The organism is Hymenobacter sp. YIM 151500-1, from assembly GCF_025979885.1.
Classification (GTDB): Bacteria; Bacteroidota; Bacteroidia; order Cytophagales; family Hymenobacteraceae; genus Hymenobacter.
Genome location: NZ_CP110139.1, coordinates 3,088,610 through 3,112,942 on the forward strand (window position 1 = coordinate 3,088,610; position 24,333 = coordinate 3,112,942).

Sequence of the window (24,333 nt, forward strand, 5' to 3'; positions counted from 1 at the left end):
AGAATCTTTATTCCGTGGTTTCACCCGGTTTTGAAAACGGGCGCAAGTTACTCAGAACGCTCCAGACTTCAAACCCGGCGAAGATAAAATACAGGAGAAAGAAGCTCCCTAGAAAAGCCCACCGCGCGTTGCCCTCGTGCGCCCCACCCCGGAAAAGGTACACCATCACCAGCACCAGCGACAGGAGCAGCCGCGCGGCCATGGTTCCGAAGTAAGCCCCCATAAAATTACCCGGATTAGCCCGCACCAGCCGAGCCGTAACCCAGTAGGTCAATCCGGTCAGCACCACGAAAAAGCTGAAGGTATAGACCGTGAACGGGTGCACGATGCGCGGCCCAAACTGGCTGTACACGGCATACAGCACAAAACCCACTGCCAGGCAGAACAGCGCGTACGAACGAAGAAAGGATTTCAAGGCAGCAAAGGATGAGAGGCGAGAAGTGAGAAGTCAGCTCAGGACTATACGGCCGGGAGTGGAGTAGACTACGGCTAGCTCAGGACTCGCGGGTCAGGGAGCGAATGACATTATATAAAGCTGCAAACAAGCCCAGCAGCATCAGACTCAGTGTAAACCACGGCGTTTGGGTGCGGAAGTGACCGTCGAGCCAGTAGCCGGCCCAGGTGCTCAGGCCGATGGTGGCCAGCATTTGGGCGCCGATGCCGGAGTAGCGGGCCACGGCCCGGAGCCGGTCGGCGTTGCCGTCTGGAGTGGGGCGGCGGGAGGAAGGGGGCGTTTCGGCGGACATGGCAGGAAGGCTAAGGGCGGGAAAAAGAGTACGTAGCGGCAGGGCCAGGGGTGGCGTTTGCGGCCAGAAAAGCCCGAACTGCGCTGCCGGAACGGTTCAGCAAGTAAAACCGTAATTTTACCCACGGTGCTACGTTAAGACAAGAACGGGCCAGTAAGCTGAACGAATCGGCGTGGGGCCCGCGTTTTGAGCCTGACATCTGCCCTGAGCTATTTTGCTGCTTTGACAACATCACGGATTCTTTTTCTGCGCCAGCTGCCTGCCGCCTCGGCGGCTGTACTGCTGGCAGCCGGGCTGAGCGGCTGCGCCTCGGAGCGCCGCTCGGTGGTGGGCCACGCCTACGACAACGTAGTAGCCCGCGACAACGCCTACTTCCTGGCCCGCGAGAAACTACTCGCCACTGAGGACGCCTTGTATAAAGCGCGCGTCAACGACTATAACCGGGTGCTGCCTCTGCTGCCGACGCTGGACGATGCGGCCGTGGCCAAAGTTACGGCCGACCTCGATGATGTCATCAAAAAAGCCTCGCTGCCCATTCAGCACCGCCCCGGCTCCGACTGGACCGACGACAGCTACTTGCTCATCGGCAAGGCCCGCTATTATAAAAAGGAGTTCGAGGATGCGGCCAAGACGTTTAAATACATCAACACCACCACGCAGGACCCCAACGCCAAGCACGAATCTCTGATTTGGCTGATGCGCACGTTTCTGGCTACCAAGGAGCTGGACAATGCCAAGGCCGTGTCGGATGTTCTGGACAAAGAGCAGGGCGTGCCGCGGAACGCGCGGGAGCTGTTCTTAACGCGGGCGGCGTACCACTTGCAGCTCAACGAGCCGGAGAAGGCCATTGAAAACCTGGAACGAGCCCTGCCCTACATCGAGCCCAAGAATGAAAAGTCGCGCACGCGCTACATCCTGGCTCAGCTCTACCAGGCTCAGGGCCGCGACAAAGAAGCGTACGTGCACCTGGATGAAATTCTGAAGCGCAACCCGCCCTACGAGCTAGACTTCTTCAGCAAGCTCATGCTAGGGCAGGTGTCGGACCTGAACCAGAACGACCGGGTCCGGCTGGACAAGTACTTCACCAAGCTGCTGAAAAACCCGAATAACAAGGAGTACCGCGACAAGATCTATTACGAGATGGGGCGGCTGGAGTACCGGCGGGCGGATCTGGCTCAAGCCCTGGCCCTGCTGCAAAAGTCGGTGCGGACGCCGGGGGCTAGCCAGGTGCAGAAGTCGTACGCCTACTTGCTCACCGGACGCATCTACTACGAAAACCTCCAGAAGTACCGCCTGGCTGCTGCTTACTACGACAGCACCGTGCAGGCTTTGCCCCGCGAGGCCCCGGAGTACGCGGCCATTGCCGAGCGGGCCGCTACGCTCAAGGACTTTGCCCAGCAGATAACTATCATCGAAACCCAGGACAGCCTGCAAGCTTTGGCCCGCCTGGATACGGCCACGCTCCGCACCCGCCTTACTGCGTATGCCCAAGCCGAGCTGGACGCTAAGCGCCGGGAAGCTGAGCGCCTGGCTGCTCAGCAGGCCCGCGAGGAGGAGCGCAGCCGCCAGGCCGCCGTGCCGGCCGGTATCAATGCGGCCCGCGACGGACAGCCTGACCTCGACGCCACGGCTTTTGCTGAGATGAACACCGGCGCCAAGTGGTACTTCGACAACCCGACCAGCCTGGGCACGGCCCGCAGCGAGTTTATCCGCCGCTGGGGCGACCGGCCCTTGCAGGACAACTGGCGCACGGTAAGCCAGGTCAGCAACTCGCCCGTAACGGCCCAGGGCGGCAATGTGCCGGTCAGCATTGCCGGCAACACCAGCACCGTGGTGAACGGCGGGGCGGCCGCCGCGGCGCCCCCACCCGATCCGGCCGCGCAGCTGCGCACCTTGGTGGAGCAATACCGCCAGAACGTTCCTCTTACTCCCGCCCTGTTGCAGACCTCCAACCTGCAAACGGAGGAGGCTTTGTACGCGCTGGGAGGCATTTACAAGCAGCAGTTGCGGGAACCCGTGCGGGCCGCCGAAACCTACGAGCGGCTGCTGACCCGGTTTCCGCAGGGCCGGCACACGCCGGAGGCACTTTACATTCTATACCTTATTTATAAGGAGCAAAACGACACCCCCAAGGCTGAAGGCTACGCTCAGCGTCTGCGCGAGGCGTACCCCAACTCCTCGTATGCCCGCCTGGTGGCCGACCCGGAATACTTGCGGCGCACGTCGGCAGTTAACGCGCAGGTGGCCGCGCTGGTAGATTCGGCCTTTATCTTCTACAAGCAGCAGGAATTCAAAAAATCGGCCGCCGTGCTGGCGCGGGCCCGCCGCCAGTATCCGGAAAACGACTTCAACGACCGGGTGGCTTTCCTGAATGCCCTGCTCACCATTCGTACCCAGCCCCCGCTGACGGCTAAAGCAGCCGTGGAGAAATTTTACAAAGACTACCCCCAAAGCCCGCTGGCACCCCAGGCCGCCTCCTTGCTTTCTACCTATCAGCAGCAGGAGCAGGGGCAGATTACGGGGGCCCTGGCCTCTACCGATAAGCCGGTCATTTCCATGTTCCGGCCAGGTGAGGTCGATAACCGCCTGCGCATTTTCTACGGGGAGAATGAGTCGCCGGCCGCTCCGGTTGCCCAAGCGCCACCAGCTCCGGCTCCCACTGCCGCACCTGGCGCTCCAACGACGGGCAATCCGGCGCCAGCGGCGGCCTCCCCTACCCCCACTCCCACTGCTGCCCCGCCAGCAACCCCAGACGCGCCGCCCGCCTCTACGCCGGCTCCGGCTACGCCACCGGTTGCAAGCCCAGCTCCTCCCGTAGTTGACGAGGCCAAAGCTGCCCGCATGGCCGCGGCCCAGGCGCGGGCCCGTGGCAAGAAGCCCGCTCCGGCCCCCAGGAAGCCAGCCGCCACGCCAGCCCCAACTGAGGCTGCTCCGGTTGCCAGCACGCCGCCCGCTGCAAACCCGGCGCCGAAGCCGGTGCCTGCTTCTACGCCGGCTTCCACACCTGCCGCGTCGGCGCCGGCTACTGCTGCCACACCAGCTCCGGCGGCACCAGCCTCAGCAGTGCCTGCCGTGCCGTACAAGACCAACCTGAGTGCCCCGCACGTGGTGGTGCTGGTGCTGGCGAAGGATGCGGCGGTGCTGCCGAGCTTGCCGGGGCAGCTGACTTCCTATAATGGCCGTTATTTCAAGGCCAACAACCTGCAGGTGCGCCAGCAAAGCTTGGGCTCGGCACAGGAACTGGTAGTGGTAGAGCCATTTGCCGGCTCCAAAGTGGCCCAGAGCTACGCCCTCAAGCTGCGGGGGCCTCAGTCGCCGCTTAGCAAGCTGCGCGGGGCGGGTTACCAAACCCTGTTAATCAGTATTGATAATCTGCCGCTGCTGCTGCAAAGCGGCGACCTAGACGCGTACCAGCGTTTTTATCAGCAACAGTACCGCTAGCCTGCACGGTAGCACACGGGCAGCACCTGCTTGGCGGGTGCTGCCCGTGTGTCCGGCGGGTAGTAGCCTTTTTCTTTTTCAGAATGCCCACTTCTAAAACTAAGTCGTCGTTTCGGAAAGCAACCCAGCCCGGCCGCTATTCACGGTTTGTTCGCACGCTCTGGGTGCTGTTTGGGGGTGGCGTGCTGGCCTCGATTCTTTTCGTTTTCGCCGTTAGCATCAACTTCCTGAACCTGTTTGGGCGCATGCCCAACCTGCGCACGCTCGAAAACCCCAAGAGTGAGCTGGCCTCCGAAATTTACTCCGCCGACGGGGCACTCATGGGCAAGTACTTCCGCGAGAACCGCACGCCCGTGGAGTACGAGGACCTGCCCCAGCACCTGATCGACGGCCTGCTGGCTACCGAGGACGTGCGCTTTGCTGAGCACTCCGGCATCGACCTGAAAGGCATGGCCGCCATTCCGTACTACATGGCCACGGGGCGCGTGCGGCGCGGCTCCAGCACGCTCACCCAGCAGGTAGCCAAGCTGCTGTTCCGCACCCGCGAAGACCTCAACGACGGCCGCCTGAACGACGTGCCCGGCCTGCGGATGCTCATCACCAAAACCAAGGAGTGGATACTCTCGGTGCGGCTGGAGCGCAACTACACCAAGCGCGAAATCCTGCGCATGTACCTGAACACGGCCGAGTTTGGGTCCAATGCCTTTGGTATTCACACGGCCGCCAAAACCTTCTTCAACAAGCGCCCCCGCGACCTGAAACTGGAGGAAGCCGCTCTGCTGGTGGGGCTGGTAAACGGGCCGTCGTGGTTTAACCCGGTGCGCAACCCCGAACGGTCCCGCAAGCGCCGCGACTGGGTGCTGAACCAGATGCGCAAGTACGGCTATATCCAGGAGCCCGCCTACGCCGCGGCCGTAGCCAAGCCCATCAAGCTCGACTACAAGGTTGAAAACCAGAACGAGGGTATTGCGCCTTACTTCCGCGTCGAAGTAAGCAAGATGCTGCGGCAGTGGGCCAAGGAAACCGAGCACGACCTCTACGCCGACGGCCTGAAAATCTACACCACCATCGACTCGCGGATGCAGAAGTACGCTGAGTCGGCGGTGGCTGAGCACATGAAGCTGCAGCAGCGGTGGTTCGACCAGCACTGGCGCGGGCAGCAGCCCTGGCGCGACGAAAACGGCCGCGTCATTCCCAACTTCCTCAGCACGGCCATCCAGCGCACCGAGCGGTACGCGGCCCTCAAAAACCGTTTCCCCGACAACAAGGATTCCATCAAGTACTACCTGAACAAGAAGTACCGGATGAAGGTGTTTACCTGGAACGGGGGCGAGAAAGAAGTGCTGATGTCGCCGATGGACTCCTTGGCTTACTACAAGCGCCTGCTCCACTCCGGCTTCATGGCCATGAACCCGCTGAACGGGCAGGTAAAGGCCTGGGTGGGCGGCATCAACTTCAAGTACATCAAGTACGACCACGTGAAGCAGGGCCGCCGCCAGCCGGGCTCTACGTTCAAGCCATTCGTGTACGTAGCCGCCATCGACCAGGGCTACTCGCCTTGCTACCAGCGCCCCGACGTGCCCACCACCTTTCCCGCCGAGCGGGGTCGCCCGGCCTACACGCCCCGCAACTTTGAGGGCAGCTACTCCGGCCGCTCCTTCACGCTACGCCAGGCCCTGGCCCGGTCCCTGAACTCCATTACGGCGTGGCTGGTGCAGAAGCTGGGCCCCGAAACCGTGGTCAGCTACGCCAAGCGCCTGGGCATTACCTCTCCCATTGAGGCCGTGCCAGCCGTAGGCTTTGGCTCCTCCGACGTGAGCATCTACGAGCTGACCGGTGCCTACAGCACCTTCGTCAATAAAGGCGTTTGGACCGCGCCCATGATGGTGATGCGCATCGAGGACAAAAACGGCAACCTGCTGCGGGAGTTCATTCCTCAAACCCGCGAGGCACTAAGCGAGGAAACGGCTTACCTGATGACCTACATGCTGCGCGGGGCTACCGAGGAGCCGGGCGGCACCAGTATCATCCTGAAAGGCGGCTTTAAGTTTCCGTATGAAATCGGAGCTAAAACCGGCACCACCAGCAACTACTCCGACGCCTGGTTTATGGGCCTCACCCCCGACCTGGCCTGCGGCACGTGGGTGGGCGGCGAAGACCGGAGCATCCACTTCCGCACGGGCACCTACGGGCAGGGCTCCCGCCTGGCTCTGCCCATCTACGGCCTGTTTATGCGCAAGGTGTACGCCGACAAGAGCATCGGCATCAACACCGGCCCCTTTCCCAAGCCTACCCAGCCGCTCAGCATCGAAACTGACTGCTCCCGCTACTACGAAGGCGCCACCCAGCGCGACACCATCCCGTCGGACCAGAAGCTCAACCAGGTGCAGCTCGACGACCTGAACGAGGAGGATATCTAAATCACAGATTGGGCAGATTGAACTGATTTCGCTGATTGGTCGAGTCAATGGCAGGTGCTGGCTGGGGTGCTGATTAGGAGGATTTCACTGTTTTTTGAAAATGTGGCTGGGATGTACCGGCCACATTTTTTGTTACAGCTCGGGCGCACCTACTTGCACTGCGAACCTCAGCGCAAACCCTCTGCGTACCTCAGCGAGAAAAACTACGATTGACTGGCTCTAGCCTACGCACGAATCCGCGAAATCAGTTCAATCTGCACCATCTGTGATTTTATGGCCGCCAAAGAACACCTGCAAGACCAAATCCGCCAGCTGCCGCACCGGCCCGGCATCTACAAGTATTTCGACGCCGACGACACCATTATCTACGTGGGCAAGGCTATTGACCTGCGCAAGCGCGTCAGCAGCTACTTCACCAAGCAGGACCACAACAAGAAAACCCAACAGTTGGTCAAGAACATCCACCGCATCGAGTTTACCATCGTAGACTCGGAGTCGGATGCCTTCCTGCTGGAAAACAACCTCATCAAGCAGCACCAGCCCAAGTACAACATCCTGCTCAAGGACGGCAAAACCTATCCTTACCTGCTGCTCACCAACGAACGGTTCCCCCGCCTGATTCCGACCCGCAACAAGCGCCCCGGCGACGGCCGCTACTACGGCCCCTACGCCAACCTCACGGCCATGAACGTGCTGCTGGAGCTGATTCGGGCCCTGTACCCCCTGCGTACCTGCACCTACAACCTCTCGCCCCAGAACATTGAGGCCAGCAAGTTCAAGGTGTGCCTGGAGTATCACCTCGGCAACTGCAAGGGGCCTTGCGAAGCCCTCCAGGACGAGGAAACCTACAACCAGTACATCCAGCAAATCCGGCAGATTCTGAACGGCGACCTGCGCCTGCCCAAGCAATATTTCCGCGAGAAGATGATGCAGGCCGCCCAGGAACAGCAGTACGAGCTGGCTCACCAGCTCAAGCTCAAGCTCGACAAGCTCGACGAGTTCCAGGCCAAGAGCACCATCGTCAATGCCAACCTCACCAACATCGACGTGTTCAGCATTGCGTCGAACGAGAAGTCGGCTTTCATCAACTACCTCAAGGTGATGAACGGCTCCATCATTCTCACCCAGTCTATTGAGGTGCAGAAGAAGCTGGACGAGGCCGACGAGGAAATCCTGGCCCCGCTGATTATGCAGATGCGGGAAGAGTTTGAGAGCCAGTCCAAGGAAATCCTGACCAACGTGCCCATTGCCAGCCTGCCCCTGCCCGGCGTCAGCATCAGCCAGCCCCAGATTGGCGACAAGCGGAAGCTGCTGGAGCTGAGCATCAAAAACGTGCTCTACCTGCGCAAGGAGAAGGAAAGCATGAACGACCGGAGCAAGGACCTGAACGAGGTGCGTATCATGGAAACCATGAAGAAGGACCTGCGCCTCACCGAGTTGCCCAAGCATATCGAATGCTTTGACAATTCCAACTTTCAGGGCGATAATCCGGTGGCGGCCATGGTATGCTTCCGCAACGCCAAACCCAGTAAAAAGGATTACCGCCACTTCCACATCAAAACCGTGGTGGGCCCCAACGACTTCGACTCTATGTACGAAATCGTGACGCGCCGCTACCGCCGCCTGCTCGACGAAGGTGCCAGCCTGCCCCAGCTTGTTATCGTGGACGGCGGCAAAGGCCAGCTCAGCATGGGCGTCAAGGCTTTGAAAGACCTCGGCCTCTGGGGTCAGATTCCCATCATCGGCATTGCTAAGCGCCTCGAAGAAATCTACGTCCCCAACGACCCGCTACCGCTCTACATCGACAAGAAGAGCGAGACGCTGCGCCTCATCCAGCGCATGCGCGACGAGGCTCACCGCTTCGGCATCACCTTCCATCGTTCCCGCCGCGACGCTGCTACCCTCAAAACCGAGCTAACCGACGTCAAGGGCCTCGGCCCCGTCACCGCCGACAAGCTCCTGACCAAATTCAAGTCAGTGAAGAAAATCAGAGAATTAAGCGAATCAGAGCTGATTGCCGAAGTCGGAAAGGCCAAAGCCCGCATCCTGATTGAGTATTTCAATCAGCAGGAAACTCCTCAGCAGCCCTAGCCTAGCCGCATATTCGCTGGCCTGGCAGCTCACCCGCCGCCCCCAACGCAAAAGAGCCCCAGCCGCAAGGCCAGGGCTCTTTTATATCTATCTCATCCAACAGTAAATCGGCTACAAAATCCGTGTAATCCAAAAAAACCGTCTTAATCCGTGGTCCTAGAAAGACCACAGGTTGTACTCGTACTCAATCAGGTCAGACGCAGCTTGCTGCGAAGCAAGAATGCCTTGCTGCTGGCCACCATAGATTTCATCTAGGCGAGCATCATTTGGGTTCGACACTTTCACGATGTAAGAGTTGAACAGCCACAACTCGAAAGCATCTGCCAGATTCTTGTGCTGGGCGTCATTCTGGGGATTAAACCAGATGGCCTTATCCGGATTGTTCCGGAACATTTTCACCAAGTCGCTGTACTTGAAATAGCCAATGGTCTTTTCAATACCCGAGGTGTTGGTGGCCAGCGTGGAAGGCACCAGCAGACCAATGCACTTGATGTCGTGATACATCCGCGACCGTTTCTTGTCGAAGATCATATCTTCCTTCAATTCCATTTGGTACAGTTCCTTGGGGCGATACTCGTAGCTCGGCGGGGCAGCAGGCTTGGCTGGAGCAGCTTTCGCCGACGACTTACCATTTTTGCCTTTGGAAGCCGGAGCACCCCAGCCGTCATCGGCTAAGCTTTCCTCGGTGAAGCCAGCGGCCTTTTCTTCTTCGCTCAGGCCAGCATTGGTTTCAGCGTAGGAAGAATTGCTCAGCACCTCAGCGGGCGAAAGCGTCGACGTCAAGGAATCGTTCTTGTAAGCTTGCAGCTCGCCGCGCTTCACCGCGTCCAGGATTACACGGCTGATTTCCTTGCCTTCCGCAAACATAGGCTTGTTTTGCTTCTCGCGCAGGTCGATTGCACGCCAGATCGTTTTGCGGAACATGATGTCCGAATTCGGAATTGGGCGGTACGAGCCGGTGCTGCTAGCGGTGGTAGCTTGTTCCTGAGCCGAAGCTGCCACCGACAACGTCAAGCCAGCCGCTACAGCGGCGAAGGAGAGGAATTTGTTCATACCATGGTAATCAAAAAAGCGCGGCACTTAGTTCAGGCTAAACAACGACTACAGCAACGGAATATTGAACTGCTTCGACACATTCACCGGTTCGGTGTTGCCCTGGAAGTTCATGCGCTGTACCTCCTTCACTTCGATGTACAGACGGTCACCTTCACGGGCCGAATTCACTACTGAACTCAGATCAACGTTGGGACCATTAACAGAAATTGCTGGCATAGCGGGGCGCTTACCACGAACCAGCGTTACCTCGTAGCGCGTTACCCGATAACGAGCGTCTTCAGGCAGGAAGGTAGCAAATCCGGCATCGGGCACGGCACGCAGCTGCATGTTGCGCACGGCGTTTACCGGAGTGCCTTGCTTTTCGTTGGCCTCGCGGCCACCTACGATGCATTTAATCTCGGGCTTCGGAATCGGACGAACCTGGAAGGTTTGTGAGCCAATGGAATTGCCGCCGTTGCTAACGCTCAGGGTTACCTCTTTCGAGTTCGGCACCAGCGTTACTTCACCGGTCTTGGCACCTTTAATAACGTTAGCGCCCGAAGCTGAGAAGCTCGGCTGATACTGAGCACCCAGGGCGGGCACTTGTACGCTCAGCTTGTTACCGCACCGGAAATACAGTGCCTGTACTGAAGCCGACTGAATCTGCATTACGGGCTTGGTTACGGTGTAGGGCACCGTCACGCGGAACGTAGTGTCGCGGCCGTTCTGCTTAAAGCGAATCGTACCAGTCCACGACTTTTTAGCGTTGCCAGCTTCATCAAAGCCGCCAGGCGTAGCCGTAAACTCAATCTTACCTTTGCCATCGGGACCGACGGACAGCGGCGAACCATTCAGGGTCATGCTGGGGCGCAAGTCCGAAGCGGAAGCCGTCAAAAACAGCTCAGCCTTATACTTCGTACCGGCAGCTACTGTGTTCGACTCAGCGCTGGCAAAAGCTCCAATTTTATCGAATACAATCGTAGTGGCACCTACCTGAGCAGCCAGCTTATTCAGCGCATCAGCTTCATACTTCAGCACTTCGGTTTCTTTCTGCGACAGCACAGCCAGCGCAGCTACCACCGGGGTGTTTTCAAAGTTGAGCTGAGCAAAGTCTTTGCTCTTCTGGTCGGCGGTTACGGCTGGGTCATCCTTAGCATCCAGAGCCAGAGCCGGAGCTGCGAAGCCGGGCACCAGTTTTCCCAAGTCAGCAGCATAGCTATTTAGCTGGTCTTTTAGCTTGTAACCCAGACCATTACGGCTGCCCGCTCCGCCAAGCATGATGTTGGCTACCTTATCGGAAGCCTCCATATTCTTGTACTCGTTTTTGCTCTTGTTCTCCGTGGCGTCCAGCAATTTAGTCCGTACGTCACGCAGGTAGCTCACCATTTGAGCAGTCCGTTCCCGCACACTCTGGCTTTGCTTCAAAATAGCCAGGTCTCGGGCTTGGTTACGGTTTTTGGCTACTGTCTCCTGGATGCCTTTTACGGCACCTTCGTTGGCTCGAGCAGTCTTATCGTTTACACCGAGTAGACTGTCATCCAGAAATTTGAACTTCAGCAGAATTGCTGAATTTACTTGTAGGGCAAGAAGGGCAGTCAGTACCAGGTACATCATGCCAATCATCTTTTGCCGCGGAGTCTCTTTTGCTCCCGCCATCGTATCTCTCTGTGTCTATTCTGCTGTGTAGGAAGTCTAGGAGCCGAGTGTCATTCCGCCCCATTTTATAAGCCTGACAATTAGCTGGTAGCGCGCATTGCGTTCAGCATGTTGCCGTACACGCGGTTCAGCGAGTGGAGGTTAGTAGTCAGGTTGGTTACTTCCTGTTTGAACTGGTCGGTTTCTTTGCCGGCCTCGGTCAGGTTTTCCATGGCTTGCGTCAGCGTGCCATAGAACTTGTTCATCGACTTCAGGTGCGTGTTGGCATCCTGCAGTTCCATTTCGTACACCGCGTTCAGTGCGCCCAGGTTCTTGGTTACGTTCTGCACCTGAACATGGTACTCACGGGCATCATTGGTAGCATCCGACATGGCGCTCATTGCCTGAGCCGTGTTGGCGTATGCCTCGTTGATGCGCTCCAGCGACTGGGCCGCCGAGCGAACCTTAGTTGTATATTCCTCGGTAGCGTTAGTGGCTTCGCCCAGCGTCGAAAGCTGTTGCGTGGTCGTGCTCAAGCGGTTCAGGCCTTGGCCCAGCGAAGCAATAGCTTCGGGAGTTACGTTTGCATCTTTCAGCATGTCGTCCAGCTTGCGAGTCAGACCTTTACCGGTGTTCTGCTCCACAAACTTGTTACTGTTGGTCGAGGGGTCATAGCCTTCGCTCAACTCCGGATATACCAGCGACCAGTCTACTTCTTTGGGTTGCGGCTGGAAGGCGCTCAAGAAGAAGATGAGAGCTTCCGTACCCAGACCAACGATGAGCATTTCATCAGCAAACTTCAAGTGAAGTATTTTGAATAGTGCTCCAATAATTACGACTGCAGCCCCGATGCCGTAGATTTTCGGCATTACCACATCGTAGAAAAAGTTACCGCCTTTTGCTGCCATGTTGTGAAAGTTGGAAAAAAGAAAGTAGTGGAGTGTTAAGAAAAGTGTAAAAGACTGATAGGAAAAGATTGGCAAGCATCACCAATTGGTACCGTTCTGGCGGTTAGTTAGAGCCAGTACCAATCTGAATCATTGCCGTGCGGAAACCAATGTAAGAACGGGCCGAGTCCTGATATTCAAAGTTGCGGGTGCCCGTTTCGAGGAAGTAGGCAATGTCTTTCCAGGAGCCACCGCGTACTACTTTGCGGGGTTCATTGTCGTCGGGGTTAGTAGGGTTCATGTCCCACACTACCGGCACCGAAGCCTCCATATAAGCATCGTCACACCACTCAGCTACGTTGCCCGACATGTCGTACAGGCCAAAGTCGTTGGGGAAGAAAGCCCCTACCGGCGAGGTGTAAGCGTAGCCATCCGAGGCGTAGTCGCCACGGCCGGGCTTAAAGTTAGCCAGCATACATCCTTTGGAGTTGCGCAAGTACGGACCGCCCCACGGATACGTGGCCAGGTCGCGGCCGCCGCGGGCGGCATACTCCCACTCAGCTTCGGAAGGCAGGCGGAAGTTCGGGGTCGGTGCCAGGCCAGCCTCTTCGTTGGCGGCGTTCTTGTGCTTGGTGCGCCAGTTGCAGAAATACTTAGCCGCAAACCAGTCAACACCTACTACTGGATAATCGTCGAAAGCCGGGTGGGTGTAGTAGTACTCCATGAGCGGGTCGCCCATGTGATAAGTGAAGTCGCGCACCCACACCGTAGTATCCGGGTACAGCTCGGTCATGACGTACTCCTCGCCGAGCACGTCAATGGAGTCCTGCCGGATGGCATTCATAAACTGACGATACTCATTATTGGTAATCTCGGTCTCATCCATGTAGAAGCCGGCAATAGTTACCTGCTTGTTCATGTTAACCATAGAAGCCGAAATGTCCTGATCAGTCTGCCCCATGTGGAACGTGCCACCGGGGCACGGTACCATACCGAACGGAACCTCCTGTGGATTGAACTCAGGCCGGTCCTCAGCTCCGACCAGGTCGCCTTGCGGGCCTTTGCCAAAACCACAGCCCCCCAGCAGTAGCGTCGAGAGAGCGACGAGGGGCAATACGAGAAACTTGTTCATGAGAGGAAGAAAAAACTGTTCAGGCGGCGATACCCAAAGATTACAATTTTGTGAGCTGGCAAATCTAGCGATTCAGCGGTTGGAACGCAAGTCAATTGCCCAATGGTTTCAAAATGTCTACAAACCAGCCTAATCGCCAGATAAACAATGGTTGACGACACCCGAGCTTTTCAAGTATGAGCCTGACCCAATAGCAATAACTGGGCCGAGTTGTTAGGGGCAAAAACCTTGAAATTAAAAGCTATACCGAGGAGTGCGAATAGCTGGCCGCACCACAACGCCGGGCTTGGGTAGCCGGTACGATAATAGTATTTCAAATGAGTTGAATGCCCGAGCATCCTGATTAAATGCAATTATGTCGTAAGCTAATCCCACCCGCACGGCGTTGTCTTTTGCGAAGCTCAACCCACCTAATGCCGTAAAAGATTCTTCCGAACGGTACCCCAGTCCTCCCCAGAAACGCTCGTTGAACGTAGCCCGCGCCCCAATTTCGTACGAGTTGTTGCGAAATGAGAATTTATCACTGCTCCCATACTCACCAGGCAACACCATTTTGACCAGAACGGTGGGTGTTAAGACAACGGAAGAAGTAAGGTCAATATTGTAGCCGCCAGTGAGATAGGCGTGATTTTCGTTGATGTACCGGGCAGTTTCCCGCCCTAGGCTGGCCTCGCTGCGGAACCGGTAGTCTGCGCGCAGTAAGTTATTGAAGCTCAGGCCAGCGTATAGCTTTGGGGCTTCGTACCAGAGGCCAGCGCCGACATCAAACTTGGCGTCGGAGCCCTCACGAGGTACAAACTCATCACTTTCGTCGTTGGCCCGGTAACGGCCCAGATAAATATTGTTGAAAAGACCCTGCACACCAATACCCAGCCGGCCCTCTTCCCCAACGGTAATGTGCCGGGAATAGGAAAGCTGCACATTGGTGGTGGTCATCTGGGCTATTTGGTCCCGGTATATGCTCAGGCCCAAGCCTCCGGCCAGAGCCGGCACGGGCATTGAAGCCGTGAGTATAGCTGTGTTGGGAGAGCCGCCTTCGTCGAAAGTACCTTGGTAGTTAAAATATTGAGAGCGGCCAATCAGCGTAAATTCACCGTAGCCTTTTATCCCGGCGTATGCTGGGTTCAGGTACATGCCGTTGAGGCCATATTGGCTAAACTGGGGCTGCTGCTGGGCTATAGTCCGACCGGCCAGCAGCAAAGATGCCACGCAGAGTATAAAGGTTTTCATAACAATGGAGCCGGAGCAGCTGACCTGAATGTGTGCAGAAGGGAGCGTACGTTCCCAAATGTAGAGAAAAAACCGCTGAGATGATTCCGCACCTATACGCAAGAGGAGCAGCGAAGGCTGCTCCTCTTTCACTTGTATGACGTATTAAGCGTTCTGCTTTCCGGTCTTGCTTTTCTCCTTGCCGGCATCAGCACCATGATGATAGCGGATGTAGGCTTCAATGGCCCCGGTCATGGATGGGGCGTTGGGCTGGGGGGCTTCAATATCGAGCTCCAGGCCAGCCTCTAGTACGGCTTTGGCCGTGGTGGGCCCGAAAGCGGCAATGCGGGTGCCGTTTTGCTCGAAATCCGGGAAGTTGATAAACAACGAACTGATACCCGACGGACTGAAAAAGGCGATGCAATCGTACTTGACGTCGGACAGGTCGGACAGGTCGCTGGCAACGGTGCGGTAGATGACAGCCTCGGTGAACTTGAAGTTATTGGCCCGCATGAACTCCGGAATATCGTCCTTGCGGATGTCGGAGCACGGATACAGGAACTTCTCGCTCTTGTGCTTTTTGATAACGTCAAACAAATCGGCGGCGGTGCGCTGGCCCACGAAGAGCTTGCGCTTGCGCAGCACAATGTATTTCTGCAGGTAGTTGGCCGTCTGCTCCGAGATGCAGAAATATTTCATCTCGGCAGGCATTTCAATCTTGGCTTCCTGGCAAATGCGAAAAAAGTGGTCGACTGCGTTGCGGCTGGTAAAGATGATGGCCGTGTGCTCGAGGATATTTACCTTCTCTTTGCGAAAGTCCTTATAGGATACCGGCTGCACCTCGATAAATTCCCGGAAGTCTACTTTGATGCCGTACTTTTCGGCGATGGAAAAGTAAGGCGAGACGTCATTGGTGGGCTTAGGCTGGGTGACAAGGATGCTGGAGATGCGCTTGGCGTGACGGCCCGTCCCCGGTTTGTCGTTGCTCTCGGCCATAGGGTAGAAAAAAGAGTAGATCTAAAAGCAATAAGGGAGTGTTGGGGGGCGAAAGCCGGCGAGCCGGCACGAGGAGCAGCTTACGCAGCTTAGTAGGTAAAAACGATTAGCTTCAGCAGAATGACAAGGGGAATCACTTCTGTGGCGCAAAGGTACGAAAACAAATGCAGATTTAGGAGGGAAGCCCGACGATGAATGGTGCGGGCTACGCGCAGCACACTAGCCACCAACAGCAAGGAAACCACGCCGTTGGAAACCCACAGTACCGTGGCGGGCAGGCGCTGGTGCAGGCCCAGATAGAGCAGCAGCACCAGCGGCAGAAACAGTCCGATGAAGAGGATGGTGCGCACGAATTCCCGGTACTGCACCATCACCAGTTCCGTGAGGTCGAAGATGTAGCCCATCAACTCCAAAAACAGGTACTTGCCCAGCACAAAGCCCGCTACCAACGCCGTGTACAGCAGCACCCGGCTGACAATGGCCGACTCTGGCACGTCGAAGAGCTGGCGCAGAATGACAATGTTTTGGATGTTGGTGTGAATGGCTACCAGCAGCAGGGCGAAGGACAGAGAGAAAAGCAGCACCAGCATCAGATTCAGCCACGTAATCGTGGGCTTGGTGAGAAAGTCTTGCTCGGCGGAAGGTCGCCCGAGCAGGCCCTCAATCTGATAGATACGTGCAAAGCCGGGCTGGTACATGGCCCGCAGACTACCGTAAAGCAGTCCTACCAGCAGCAGAAACCCGATGAACACATTCTGGCCCTGCTGCGTGCGCGGCCAGGGCTGAGCACTCAGAGCCGGCGCCACGCTTTGCCCCTTTTGAGCTGCCGGGGCAGCCACGGCGTTGGTGAAAGACTCCAGGTTAGGAGCACCTTCGGGCTGCCACACGCACAGCAGGTGAGGCCCCGAACCGCTTTCTTTCGGCAGCAGACGGGCCAGGTCCAGGGTGTAGGCGGCGGGCTTGGTGGCCGTGAATACCAGCCGGTTGTCCAGAAACAGACTCAGATTTTCGGGGGCCGTGAACGTAATGCGTAGCGGCTTGCCGGGCTGCACCATCAGCCACTGATAATAGGCGTGGGCCGGCGGATGGTAGTCGGGCAGGTAGAGGACGAGGCGGTTGCGGGCCTCATCGTAGATCAGCCAGTCGGTGGTGAGGCCGGCGCGCGGGGCGGGCGGCAACGGCCGGTACTCGGCGCCCCAGGCTCTACTTGCCGAGACCAGCCCGGCCAGCCACAGCAACCACAAAACCAAACGAAGATGGTGAGTGCGCACTAGGCCGAGGGTGGAAAGTGAGTGACAGGGGCAAAAGGAGCAGCAAACCTGGGGTTAAGAGGCCACGCGCTGCCGGGCGGTTCGGCTGTGGTATACGCCCAGGAAAATGCTTAGCAGACAGGAAAACGCCACAAGGGCGGCAATCAGCATTGTGTTGCCGAGGTAGGCGAAATTGATGACAAACAAAATCACAATCAGGTTGAGCAGGGCCAGCAGCATAACCGTGCTGATCTGCTGAAAGCCCATGGCCAAGATGCGGTGGTGCACGTGGTTTTTATCGGGGGAGAAGGGCGAGCGGCCGGCCATCATGCGCACGATGAACACGCGCAACGTATCAAACAGAGGCACGAACAGAATGCCGGCCGCTACTGCCGGCGACGAGGAAGCAAACGGCTGCCCCACTTTCAGGCCCATTTCAATAAACTGAATAGTGAGCACCGACACAATGAAGCCGCAGACCAAAGAGCCCGTGTCGCCCATGAAGATGGTGGCTTTATGGAAGTTGTAGCGCAGAAAGCCCAGCATGCCGCCCACCACGCACACCGACACGAACACGTAGTTCTGGAAGTTGGGGCCTCCGTAGCGGTAGAAGTAGTAGCCGTAGGTGCTGACGATAATCAGGACGATGGTGCCGGCCAAGCCGTCGAGGCCATCAATCAGGTTGATGGCATTGGTAATGCCGACGATAACCAGAAAGGTGAAGGCGTAGCTGATGCCCACCGGCAGCTCGTGCACACCCAAAATGCCCTGGAAGTTGGTGATGCGGATTTCGGGCTCGGCCATAATCATTACCACACCAGTAGCCAGGAGCTGGCCGATGAACTTCTTGGACACCGATATACTCACCAGGTCATCTTTCAGCCCCACGAAAAACAGGACGATGCACCCGGCCAGCAGCTGCTGCACGCCATTATCGAGGGGGGCGAAGATGGTGAGGGCCGACATGAAGCCGGCAAACACGGCTACCCCGCCCAGGCGCGGCGTCAGCGACTCATGCACGGTCCGCACATTGGGCGTGTCGAGCATGTTCTTCAGATGGGCAATGTAGATGATGGACGGAACGGCGAACAGTGCCACCAGAAATGCCCACAGGGAGGACAAGCCCAACTGAATTCCGAGTGCATTCATTGCGGTTCGGATCTAAGGTAAGCGGGCCCCGCGCGGAGGCCCGGTGATAAGTAAGCAGGCCTAGCTGTGCAGCACGCCGGAACGCTCCAGCAGGGCAATGTGCGTCAGGTTGTCGGGCACAATGGAATCGGGCACAAAGATGAACTTCTTGTCGAAGATCTGCGCCCCGCGGTAGTAGCTGACCCAATACTGATTGTTAAGGTGAAACAGCGCCGGGTCGATGGGCTCAATGGGCACGGCCGAGCGGGGCTCTACTTCCAGCAGCACGTGGCGCAGCGTAGACGTACGCACGGGCTCCCCTTCCGGATTGCTGCCGTAGCCGTTGGCATTCACAATCACGTTGCGCAGCGGATACTCGTTGTGGTTGAGCAGGTACACCTGCCAGCCGGCCTGGCCTTCGGCGGTAGCGGCGGCATCGTCGGGCACTACGGCCACCGACACGCCTTCTACCGGATCAAATGAAATATCTTTTTTCATACAGCGGCTTGCTAAATCGGCTCAGAACAGCTCGGCGCCCAGTTGCGCGGCCAGCTGGGGCAGCAGCCGCTCCTGCACCTCGGCCACCGGCACCGCGTAGCCCAGCTCCTGCTGAAGCGAAGTCACGGCTTTGTCGGTAATGCCGCAGGGCACAATGTGGCCGAAATACGTGAGGTCGGTGGTTATGTTGAGGGCGAAGCCGTGCATGGTCACCCAGCGGCTGCACTTTACGCCCATCGCGCAGATTTTACGCGGGTTGGCGGCACCTTCCTCGAAATCCAGCCACACGCCCGTCAGGCCCGGAATGCGGCCGGCCACCAGCCCGTACCCGGCCAGCGTCTGCATAACGGCTTCTTCCAGGGCGCGCAGGTAGCGGTGAATGTCGGTGAAGAAGTTGTCGAGGTCGAGAATGGGGTAGCCCACCAGCTGGCCGGGGCCGTGGTAGGTGATGTCGCCGCCGCGGTTGATGCGGTGAAAGGTAGCTCCGTGCGCCGCCAGGCCGGCCTCGTCGAGCAGCAGGTGCTCGGGCTTGCCGCTCTTGCCCAGCGTATACACGTGCGGATGCTCACATAGCAGCAGATAGTTGGGCGTAGGCAGGGGCGCAGCGCCGGCTTCGGCAGCCTGGCGGTTGCTGGTTTTTACGGCCAGGGTGTCGGCCAGCAGCTGTTCCTGCAAATCCCAGGTGGGCTGGTAGGCTACCTGGCCCAGCCGCTGCACCTCAATGCGGCGGTTTTGGCCCGCGGCGGCCGGAGCCGCCGCAACTGGGGCGACAGCCGCTGCTACCGGGCTGGCGCAGGAAGAGTACGTAGTAGACATGGGCAGAAAAAATGGCTAAACCGCGGAAAGCAGGAAAAGCGAAGCGCGCCGGCTGGCTGCCAAACGTCCGTTTCCTGCATTCAGCAATTTAGCCATTTCGTGCTGAGGATGGCAGCTTACGCCGACTGAGCCGACAGTTGCTGCTTGAGCCGGTCGATTACCTTCACCGGGGCCGGGTCGATGCCGTTGGCTTCGGCCAGGTAGATGCTGACCCAGTCGAGCAGGTGGATGAGGTAGAAAACCTGGGCGGTAAGCGAGCGGCCCTGGGCTGTTACGTCGAGCACCTGGGCGCCCTGGGCCTCGAACACGGGGCGGCACAGGTTCATGCGCTGGGCCACGCGCCGGTGGTCGAACGACGAATGCAGAAAGAGCACGGTGCTGGCGGACAAAATACGCTTCGGAAATTCCCAGCCCACAATTTCGTTGTGGTTCATCTCCGGAAAGGTGTTCACGTGGCACAGCTGCTTGCTGTTTTCGTTCACCTGCTGCTGGAAGCGCACGGCCGTCGATTCGAGCAGGGCATCGGCGTAGACGATGGGCAGGCGGTCCTGGAGGGCAGTGGTAATCTGCTGGGCTTCCTGGCGCACGGCTTCCTCGGTGGCTTCAATCAGCTGCACGGCTTCGTCGAGGTCGGCGTGGTAGGAGCCGTCGATGAGGCCGGCGGCTTCGAGCACGTAAAACAGCTGGAAAGCCGAGTAGCCGATGTTGGCGCGGGGCATTTTGCTTTCGCCGGGGAACATGATATGCGGATAGTTGCGCTCCTGGGCCACTTTCTGCATCTCGCCGCCCGTCATCACGCACACGATGGTGGCGCCTTGCTGCTGGGCGTGAGTCAGGGCTTCGAGGGTTTCCTCGGTGTTGCCCGAAAAGGAGCAGCCGATAAAGAGCGTGTCCTGGCCTACAAAGGCCGGCAGCGTGTAGGTTTTTACTACCGTTACGGGCACGGGCAGCTTGTCGAGCAGGATAGATTGCACCACGCTGCCACCAATGCCCGAACCGCCCATGCCGGCAATTACGACGTTGCGGTAGGCCTTCTTCGGCAAGTCCAGCTGGCTGGCTTTCCCGACGCGGATGGCATCTCTCATTTGCGCATTAAACTGCTCGACCAGAGTCTTCATAGGGCTTCGATTTTTCTCAGAAAACGCGCAAAGGTACTAGTTTTAGCGCCAACCTTAACAGTTGAGTTTTCCTGCTTAGCCGTGTTCAGCCCAAGACTCCGACGCGGCTCCCTTCCTTCCCGTATGCCTCTATCTGCCCATCAGCTCGGCCACGACGGCGAGGACGCTGCGCTACGCTACCTGGAGCAGCGCGGCTACACCCTGGTGCACCGCAACTACCGCCACCGCCGCGCCGAGGTAGACCTGATTGTGCGGCAGGGCCACGAGTTGTTGGTGTTCGTGGAGGTAAAAGCCCGTTCCTCGGTGCAGTACGGGCACCCCGAGGAGTTTGTGACCGAGCGGAAACGGCAGCTCCTGCGCCTGGCCGCCGAGCAAGTCCAGGAGGACCTCAGCTGGTCCGGCGACATCCGCTTCGACATCGTTGCCCTCACGCCTACCGCTGCCGGCTTGCGCGTCGAGCATTTCGAGGATGCTTTCTATTGATGGTTGGCTGTCACTGCGAGGATGCGGAACAAAGCAATCTTCTCAAGGTGACAAGTGCTGACCTACTCCAAAGCCCCTGCCGGGCGCCTCCCCCCCCGGCCCCCTCTCCGGAAAAGGAGAGGGGGAGCCTGACGTCATTAAATACGACAAGCCCCTGATGTCCGCATTGGCATCAGGGGCTTTCGAGAAGTTGGAAGCTTAGAGCCGTGACAAAGATGCATTGGCTTTGCCTTCCTACGGATGTTTCATCCGGCGTCCTCATAAGGATGCTTATAGCGGTTTTTTAGGACAGCGTACTCTCTTTGTTAGGCTCCCCCTCTCCTTTTCCGGAGAGGGGGCCGGGGGGTGAGGCGAAACATCAGCACGACATTGCTACACAGACCTGAGAGCCGTTGTAGCACTTTACCGCCGGGCGCCGGGGCGGGAGTTATCGGGTTTGCCGCGGTTGTCGAGCTTGTCTTTCTCGTAGATGAGCACGCCGTTGCGGTTATACTCTTTCACCAGCACGGGCTCGGCTACTTCCGGCTCATAGCCCGATTCGCCGTAGAGGTACTTGTAATGGGCGCGGTTGCGGAAGCCCCAGAACTTGGTCCACTCGCCCACTTTGCGGCCATTCTCAAACTGGCCTTCCCAGTCGCGCTGGCCGTTTTCGTGGTAGCGCACGTAGTCACCTTCCAGCTCACCGTTCAGGTACGGAATTACCTCCTTCACCTGCTTCTGAGCCGCGTCGTAGTAGGTAATGGCCGCGTCGCGCGGGAAACCCATTTCGTAGTGGGTTTTGAGTTGCAGGATATTGTCGCGGTTGAGCCGCTCCCAGCGCAGGTGGCGCGTGCCCAGGGCAAAGTAGCCGGTTTCTACCACCTTGCCGCCCTGCATTTTCTTATAAGGCCCGTGCAGCACTTTGTCGGTAGAGGGGTTCAGCTCGCCGCTGGCCTTGAAGATTTTGCGCTTGCGCGGGCTGAAGTAGTAGCGGGCCGGGGCGTACGGGTTGGGCTGCTGGAAGTCGCGCAAATAGTAGAAGACCTCCACTATCTGGTTTTTGCCTTTACCCCCCGATTTCACATAGCCTTTTTTGATTCGCTCACCCAAAAAAACCTTTTTCTTTTTCTTGGGCTTGCGCTGGGCCGCCTTCTCCTTATCCTTAGCGGCTCGTTCCTGATCTTTGCTTAGGGCCACGGGCTTAGCCTCTAAGGATGGCTTGCCGCGCGTGGTGTCGCCGGCAGCAGCGGCCAAGCTATCAGCTGCAGTAGCTTGCAGCAGCTCGTTGGGGCGGCTGTTGAAAGACACCGTCTTCTTAGCGCAGGCAGCAGCCAGCCACAAACCAAGCAGCAAAAAGGGAGACGAACGGAATAGGCGCATTGCGGAAGAAAACTGAATTCGCAGCATCGAACGCAAAACTAGATGGATTTGGTGCCTGGCTGCGGATACAACCGGCGCACCTCACTGAAAAAACAAAACCCCGGCACCTGATTGGCACCGAGGTTTTGTACTGCTTAGAGCGTTTAAGACTTTTTAAGACTACTCGGTAGCCAGCAAATCAGCGCTGCGCTTTACAAACGCAGTTAGCGCCTCACCTTTCAGCATACCCTGCGCCAGCAGAGCGAGGTCAAACGCCTGGCGGGCCAGCTTGGCGCTGGCATCGGCGTCGGCGCGCAGCACGCGCTGGGCCACGGGATGATTGGCATTCACGCTCACGGTATAGGAGTCGGGCAGAGAGCCGAACATCTGCATACCGCCGCCACCGCCCACGCGCTGCATGTCCTTCATGCGGCGCATAAACTCCGGCAGCGTAATGATAACCGGCGCGTCCTGCGGCGACAATGCTTCCACCTGCACGTGCATGTGCTCGTTGCTCACGGCCTGCGTAAACAGCTCCTGCAACTTGGTTTTGTCGTCGTCGCTGAGCACGCTCTCGGTGGCTTCTTCCTTCTCGATGAGCTTGCTGATGGTGTCGGCGTCGACGCGCTTGAAGGTGGTTTTTTCGAGCTTCTGCTCCAGCTGCCCGATAAAGTGCGGGTCGAGCACGGCGTCGAGCTTGAGCACATCGTAGCCGCGGTCGGTGGCGGCCGAAACAAAGGCATGCTGGGCTTCGGCGTCGGTGGTGTACAGCACCACCGTTTGGCCGTTTTTGTCCTGCTGGTTGGCTTGGATGAACTCCTGGTACTCGGTCAGGGTGAAGAACTTACCGGCCGTGTTTTGTACCAGCGCAAAGTCCTTGGCCTTGTCGTAGAATTTCTCATCCGACAACATGCCGTACTTCACAAACAGGCTGATGTCGGGCCACTTTTCCTCGAAGCCTGCGCGGTCCTTGCGGAACAGCTCGGCCAGCTTGTCGGCTACCTTTTTGGTAATGTAGGTGTTGATTTTGCGCACATTGGCGTCGGCTTGCAGGAAACTGCGCGACACGTTGAGCGGAATGTCGGGCGAGTCGATGACGCCGTGCAGCAACATTAGGAACTCCGGCACCACGTCCTTCACCTCATCGGTGATAAACACCTGGCGCGAGTAGAGCTGAATCTTGTTGCGCTGGAACTGCAGCTCGTCCTTCACCTTGGGGAAGTACAGAATACCCGTCAGGTTGAACGGATAGTCCACGTTGAGGTGAATCCAGAACAGCGGCGCCTCCGAAAACGGATATAGCTCCTGGTAGAACTTGGTGTAGTCCTCGTCGGTCAGCTCCGAGGGCTGCTTGGTCCAGATGGGGGCCGTCTGGTTGATTACCTGGCCTTCAAACTCGATTTCGACGGGCAGAAACTTGCAGTACTTGTTCAGGATGCCCCGCAGGCGCTGGGGCTCCAGAAACTCCTCGGAGTCTTCGGCTACGTGCAGCACCACATCGGTGCCGCGCTCGGCCTTATCGGTGGTTTCGAGGCTGAACTCAGTGCTGCCGTCGCAGGTCCAGTGGGCGGCTTCGGTGCCTTCCTGGTAGCTCTTAGAGAAGATTTCAACCTCCTTGGCCACCATAAACGCCGAGTAGAAGCCCAGCCCGAACTGCCCGATAATTTGGTCTTTGGCCGCGGCATCCTGGGTTTTGTACTTCTCTACAAACTCGGTGGCACCCGAGAAGGCAATCTGGTTGATGTACTTCTTGATTTCCTCGGCCGTCATGCCCAGGCCGCGGTCCGAAACCATGATGGTGCGCTTGTCTTTATCCACGCTCACCGTCACTTTCAGCTCGCCCAGCTCACCCTTGTACTCGCCCAACTGGGCCAGGCTGCGCAGCTTCTGCGTGGCATCCACGGCGTTGCTGACCAGCTCTCGCAGGAAGATTTCGTGGTCGGAGTACAGGAATTTCTTGATGATGGGGAAGATATTCTCGGTGTGAATCGAGATGCTACCTTTCTCTTGCATAGTGCGTTGGAAAAGAGGAGTGAAAACGAAAACCGGCGCGGGCCAGCTGGCAGACCAGCCAACCACGCTGCCCGGCCGCCTCCAAATCGTATTCCAG

The 24,333-nt window shown here is 58.0% G+C and carries 18 protein-coding genes and 1 pseudogene; 4 read left to right on the plus strand and 15 right to left on the minus strand.

Translation table 11 applies throughout. The features are described from left to right. Positions 1-7: 7 nt before the first annotated feature. Both OIS53_RS12985 and OIS53_RS12990 read right to left on the minus strand, forming a co-directional pair. Positions 8-415 (minus strand): hypothetical protein, encoded by a 408-nt coding sequence (locus OIS53_RS12985; RefSeq protein WP_264678999.1) that lies wholly within the window; start codon positions 413-415, stop codon positions 8-10. Positions 416-494: 79 nt separating this feature from the next. After that, on the minus strand, positions 495-746 hold the full coding sequence (locus OIS53_RS12990; protein ID WP_264679000.1) for an AtpZ/AtpI family protein: 252 nt from the start codon (positions 744-746) through the stop codon (positions 495-497). 222 nt (positions 747-968) lie between these two features. Between OIS53_RS12990 and porW the strand changes: the two genes are divergently transcribed. The 3 genes from porW (at position 969) to uvrC (ending at position 8,698) form a co-directional block, all read left to right on the plus strand. Further along, positions 969-4,187 (plus strand): type IX secretion system periplasmic lipoprotein PorW/SprE, encoded by a 3,219-nt coding sequence (gene porW, locus OIS53_RS12995; RefSeq protein WP_264679001.1) that lies wholly within the window; start codon positions 969-971, stop codon positions 4,185-4,187. Positions 4,188-4,270: 83 nt separating this feature from the next. After that, positions 4,271-6,607, plus strand: coding sequence for a penicillin-binding protein 1A (locus tag OIS53_RS13000; protein ID WP_264679002.1), 2,337 nt, complete (start codon positions 4,271-4,273; stop codon positions 6,605-6,607). A 273-nt stretch (positions 6,608-6,880) separates the two neighbouring features. Beyond that, the gene (uvrC, locus tag OIS53_RS13005) at positions 6,881-8,698 is read left to right on the plus strand and encodes an excinuclease ABC subunit UvrC (RefSeq protein ID WP_264679003.1); all 1,818 of its coding nucleotides are present in this window, start codon (positions 6,881-6,883) and stop codon (positions 8,696-8,698) included. A gap of 156 nt (positions 8,699-8,854) precedes the next feature. Here uvrC and porN read toward each other — a convergent pair whose 3' ends face one another. From porN to OIS53_RS13060, 11 genes and pseudogenes are all read right to left on the minus strand, one after another. Continuing rightward, the gene (gene porN / locus OIS53_RS13010; protein WP_264679004.1) at positions 8,855-9,778 is read right to left on the minus strand and encodes a type IX secretion system ring subunit PorN/GldN; all 924 of its coding nucleotides are present in this window, start codon (positions 9,776-9,778) and stop codon (positions 8,855-8,857) included. A gap of 21 nt (positions 9,779-9,799) precedes the next feature. Further along, positions 9,800-11,389, minus strand: a complete 1,590-nt coding sequence (porM, locus tag OIS53_RS13015) for a type IX secretion system motor protein PorM/GldM (protein ID WP_264679005.1) — start codon at positions 11,387-11,389, stop codon at positions 9,800-9,802. Positions 11,390-11,469: 80 nt separating this feature from the next. Then, the gene (porL, locus tag OIS53_RS13020) at positions 11,470-12,276 is read right to left on the minus strand and encodes a type IX secretion system motor protein PorL/GldL (protein ID WP_264679006.1); all 807 of its coding nucleotides are present in this window, start codon (positions 12,274-12,276) and stop codon (positions 11,470-11,472) included. Between the two features lie 103 nt (positions 12,277-12,379). Then, the gene (gene porK, locus OIS53_RS13025; RefSeq protein ID WP_264679007.1) at positions 12,380-13,387 is read right to left on the minus strand and encodes a T9SS ring complex lipoprotein PorK/GldK; all 1,008 of its coding nucleotides are present in this window, start codon (positions 13,385-13,387) and stop codon (positions 12,380-12,382) included. A 234-nt stretch (positions 13,388-13,621) separates the two neighbouring features. Then, on the minus strand, positions 13,622-14,617 hold the full coding sequence (locus OIS53_RS13030) for a PorP/SprF family type IX secretion system membrane protein (protein WP_264679008.1): 996 nt from the start codon (positions 14,615-14,617) through the stop codon (positions 13,622-13,624). 144 nt (positions 14,618-14,761) lie between these two features. After that, complete coding sequence (locus OIS53_RS13035) at positions 14,762-15,592, minus strand: uroporphyrinogen-III synthase (protein WP_264679009.1); 831 nt, start codon at positions 15,590-15,592, stop codon at positions 14,762-14,764. An 89-nt stretch (positions 15,593-15,681) separates the two neighbouring features. Further along, positions 15,682-16,836, minus strand: coding sequence for a DUF4271 domain-containing protein (locus tag OIS53_RS13040; RefSeq protein WP_264679010.1), 1,155 nt, complete (start codon positions 16,834-16,836; stop codon positions 15,682-15,684). 81 nt (positions 16,837-16,917) lie between these two features. Continuing rightward, on the minus strand, positions 16,918-17,991 hold the full coding sequence (locus OIS53_RS13045; protein ID WP_264679011.1) for an MraY family glycosyltransferase: 1,074 nt from the start codon (positions 17,989-17,991) through the stop codon (positions 16,918-16,920). Between the two features lie 60 nt (positions 17,992-18,051). After that, positions 18,052-18,468 (minus strand): hypothetical protein, encoded by a 417-nt coding sequence (locus OIS53_RS13050; RefSeq protein WP_264679012.1) that lies wholly within the window; start codon positions 18,466-18,468, stop codon positions 18,052-18,054. Between the two features lie 21 nt (positions 18,469-18,489). Continuing rightward, a complete protein-coding gene (lipB, locus tag OIS53_RS13055; protein ID WP_264679013.1) occupies positions 18,490-19,284 on the minus strand; it encodes a lipoyl(octanoyl) transferase LipB in 795 nt (264 codons plus the stop codon). Between the two features lie 116 nt (positions 19,285-19,400). After that, positions 19,401-20,408, minus strand: a pseudogene (locus OIS53_RS13060) (bifunctional phosphoglucose/phosphomannose isomerase); the annotation flags it as partial. Between the two features lie 117 nt (positions 20,409-20,525). Here OIS53_RS13060 and OIS53_RS13065 point away from each other — a divergent pair. Beyond that, positions 20,526-20,885, plus strand: a complete 360-nt coding sequence (locus tag OIS53_RS13065; protein WP_264679014.1) for a YraN family protein — start codon at positions 20,526-20,528, stop codon at positions 20,883-20,885. 402 nt (positions 20,886-21,287) lie between these two features. Here the strand turns inward: OIS53_RS13065 and OIS53_RS13070 are convergent, their stop codons facing one another. After that, positions 21,288-22,244, minus strand: a complete 957-nt coding sequence (locus tag OIS53_RS13070) for a toxin-antitoxin system YwqK family antitoxin (RefSeq protein ID WP_264679015.1) — start codon at positions 22,242-22,244, stop codon at positions 21,288-21,290. Between the two features lie 159 nt (positions 22,245-22,403). Beyond that, entirely contained in the window at positions 22,404-24,236 is a 1,833-nt protein-coding gene (gene htpG / locus OIS53_RS13075; protein ID WP_264679016.1) for a molecular chaperone HtpG, read from the minus strand. Positions 24,237-24,333: the final 97 nt, after the last annotated feature.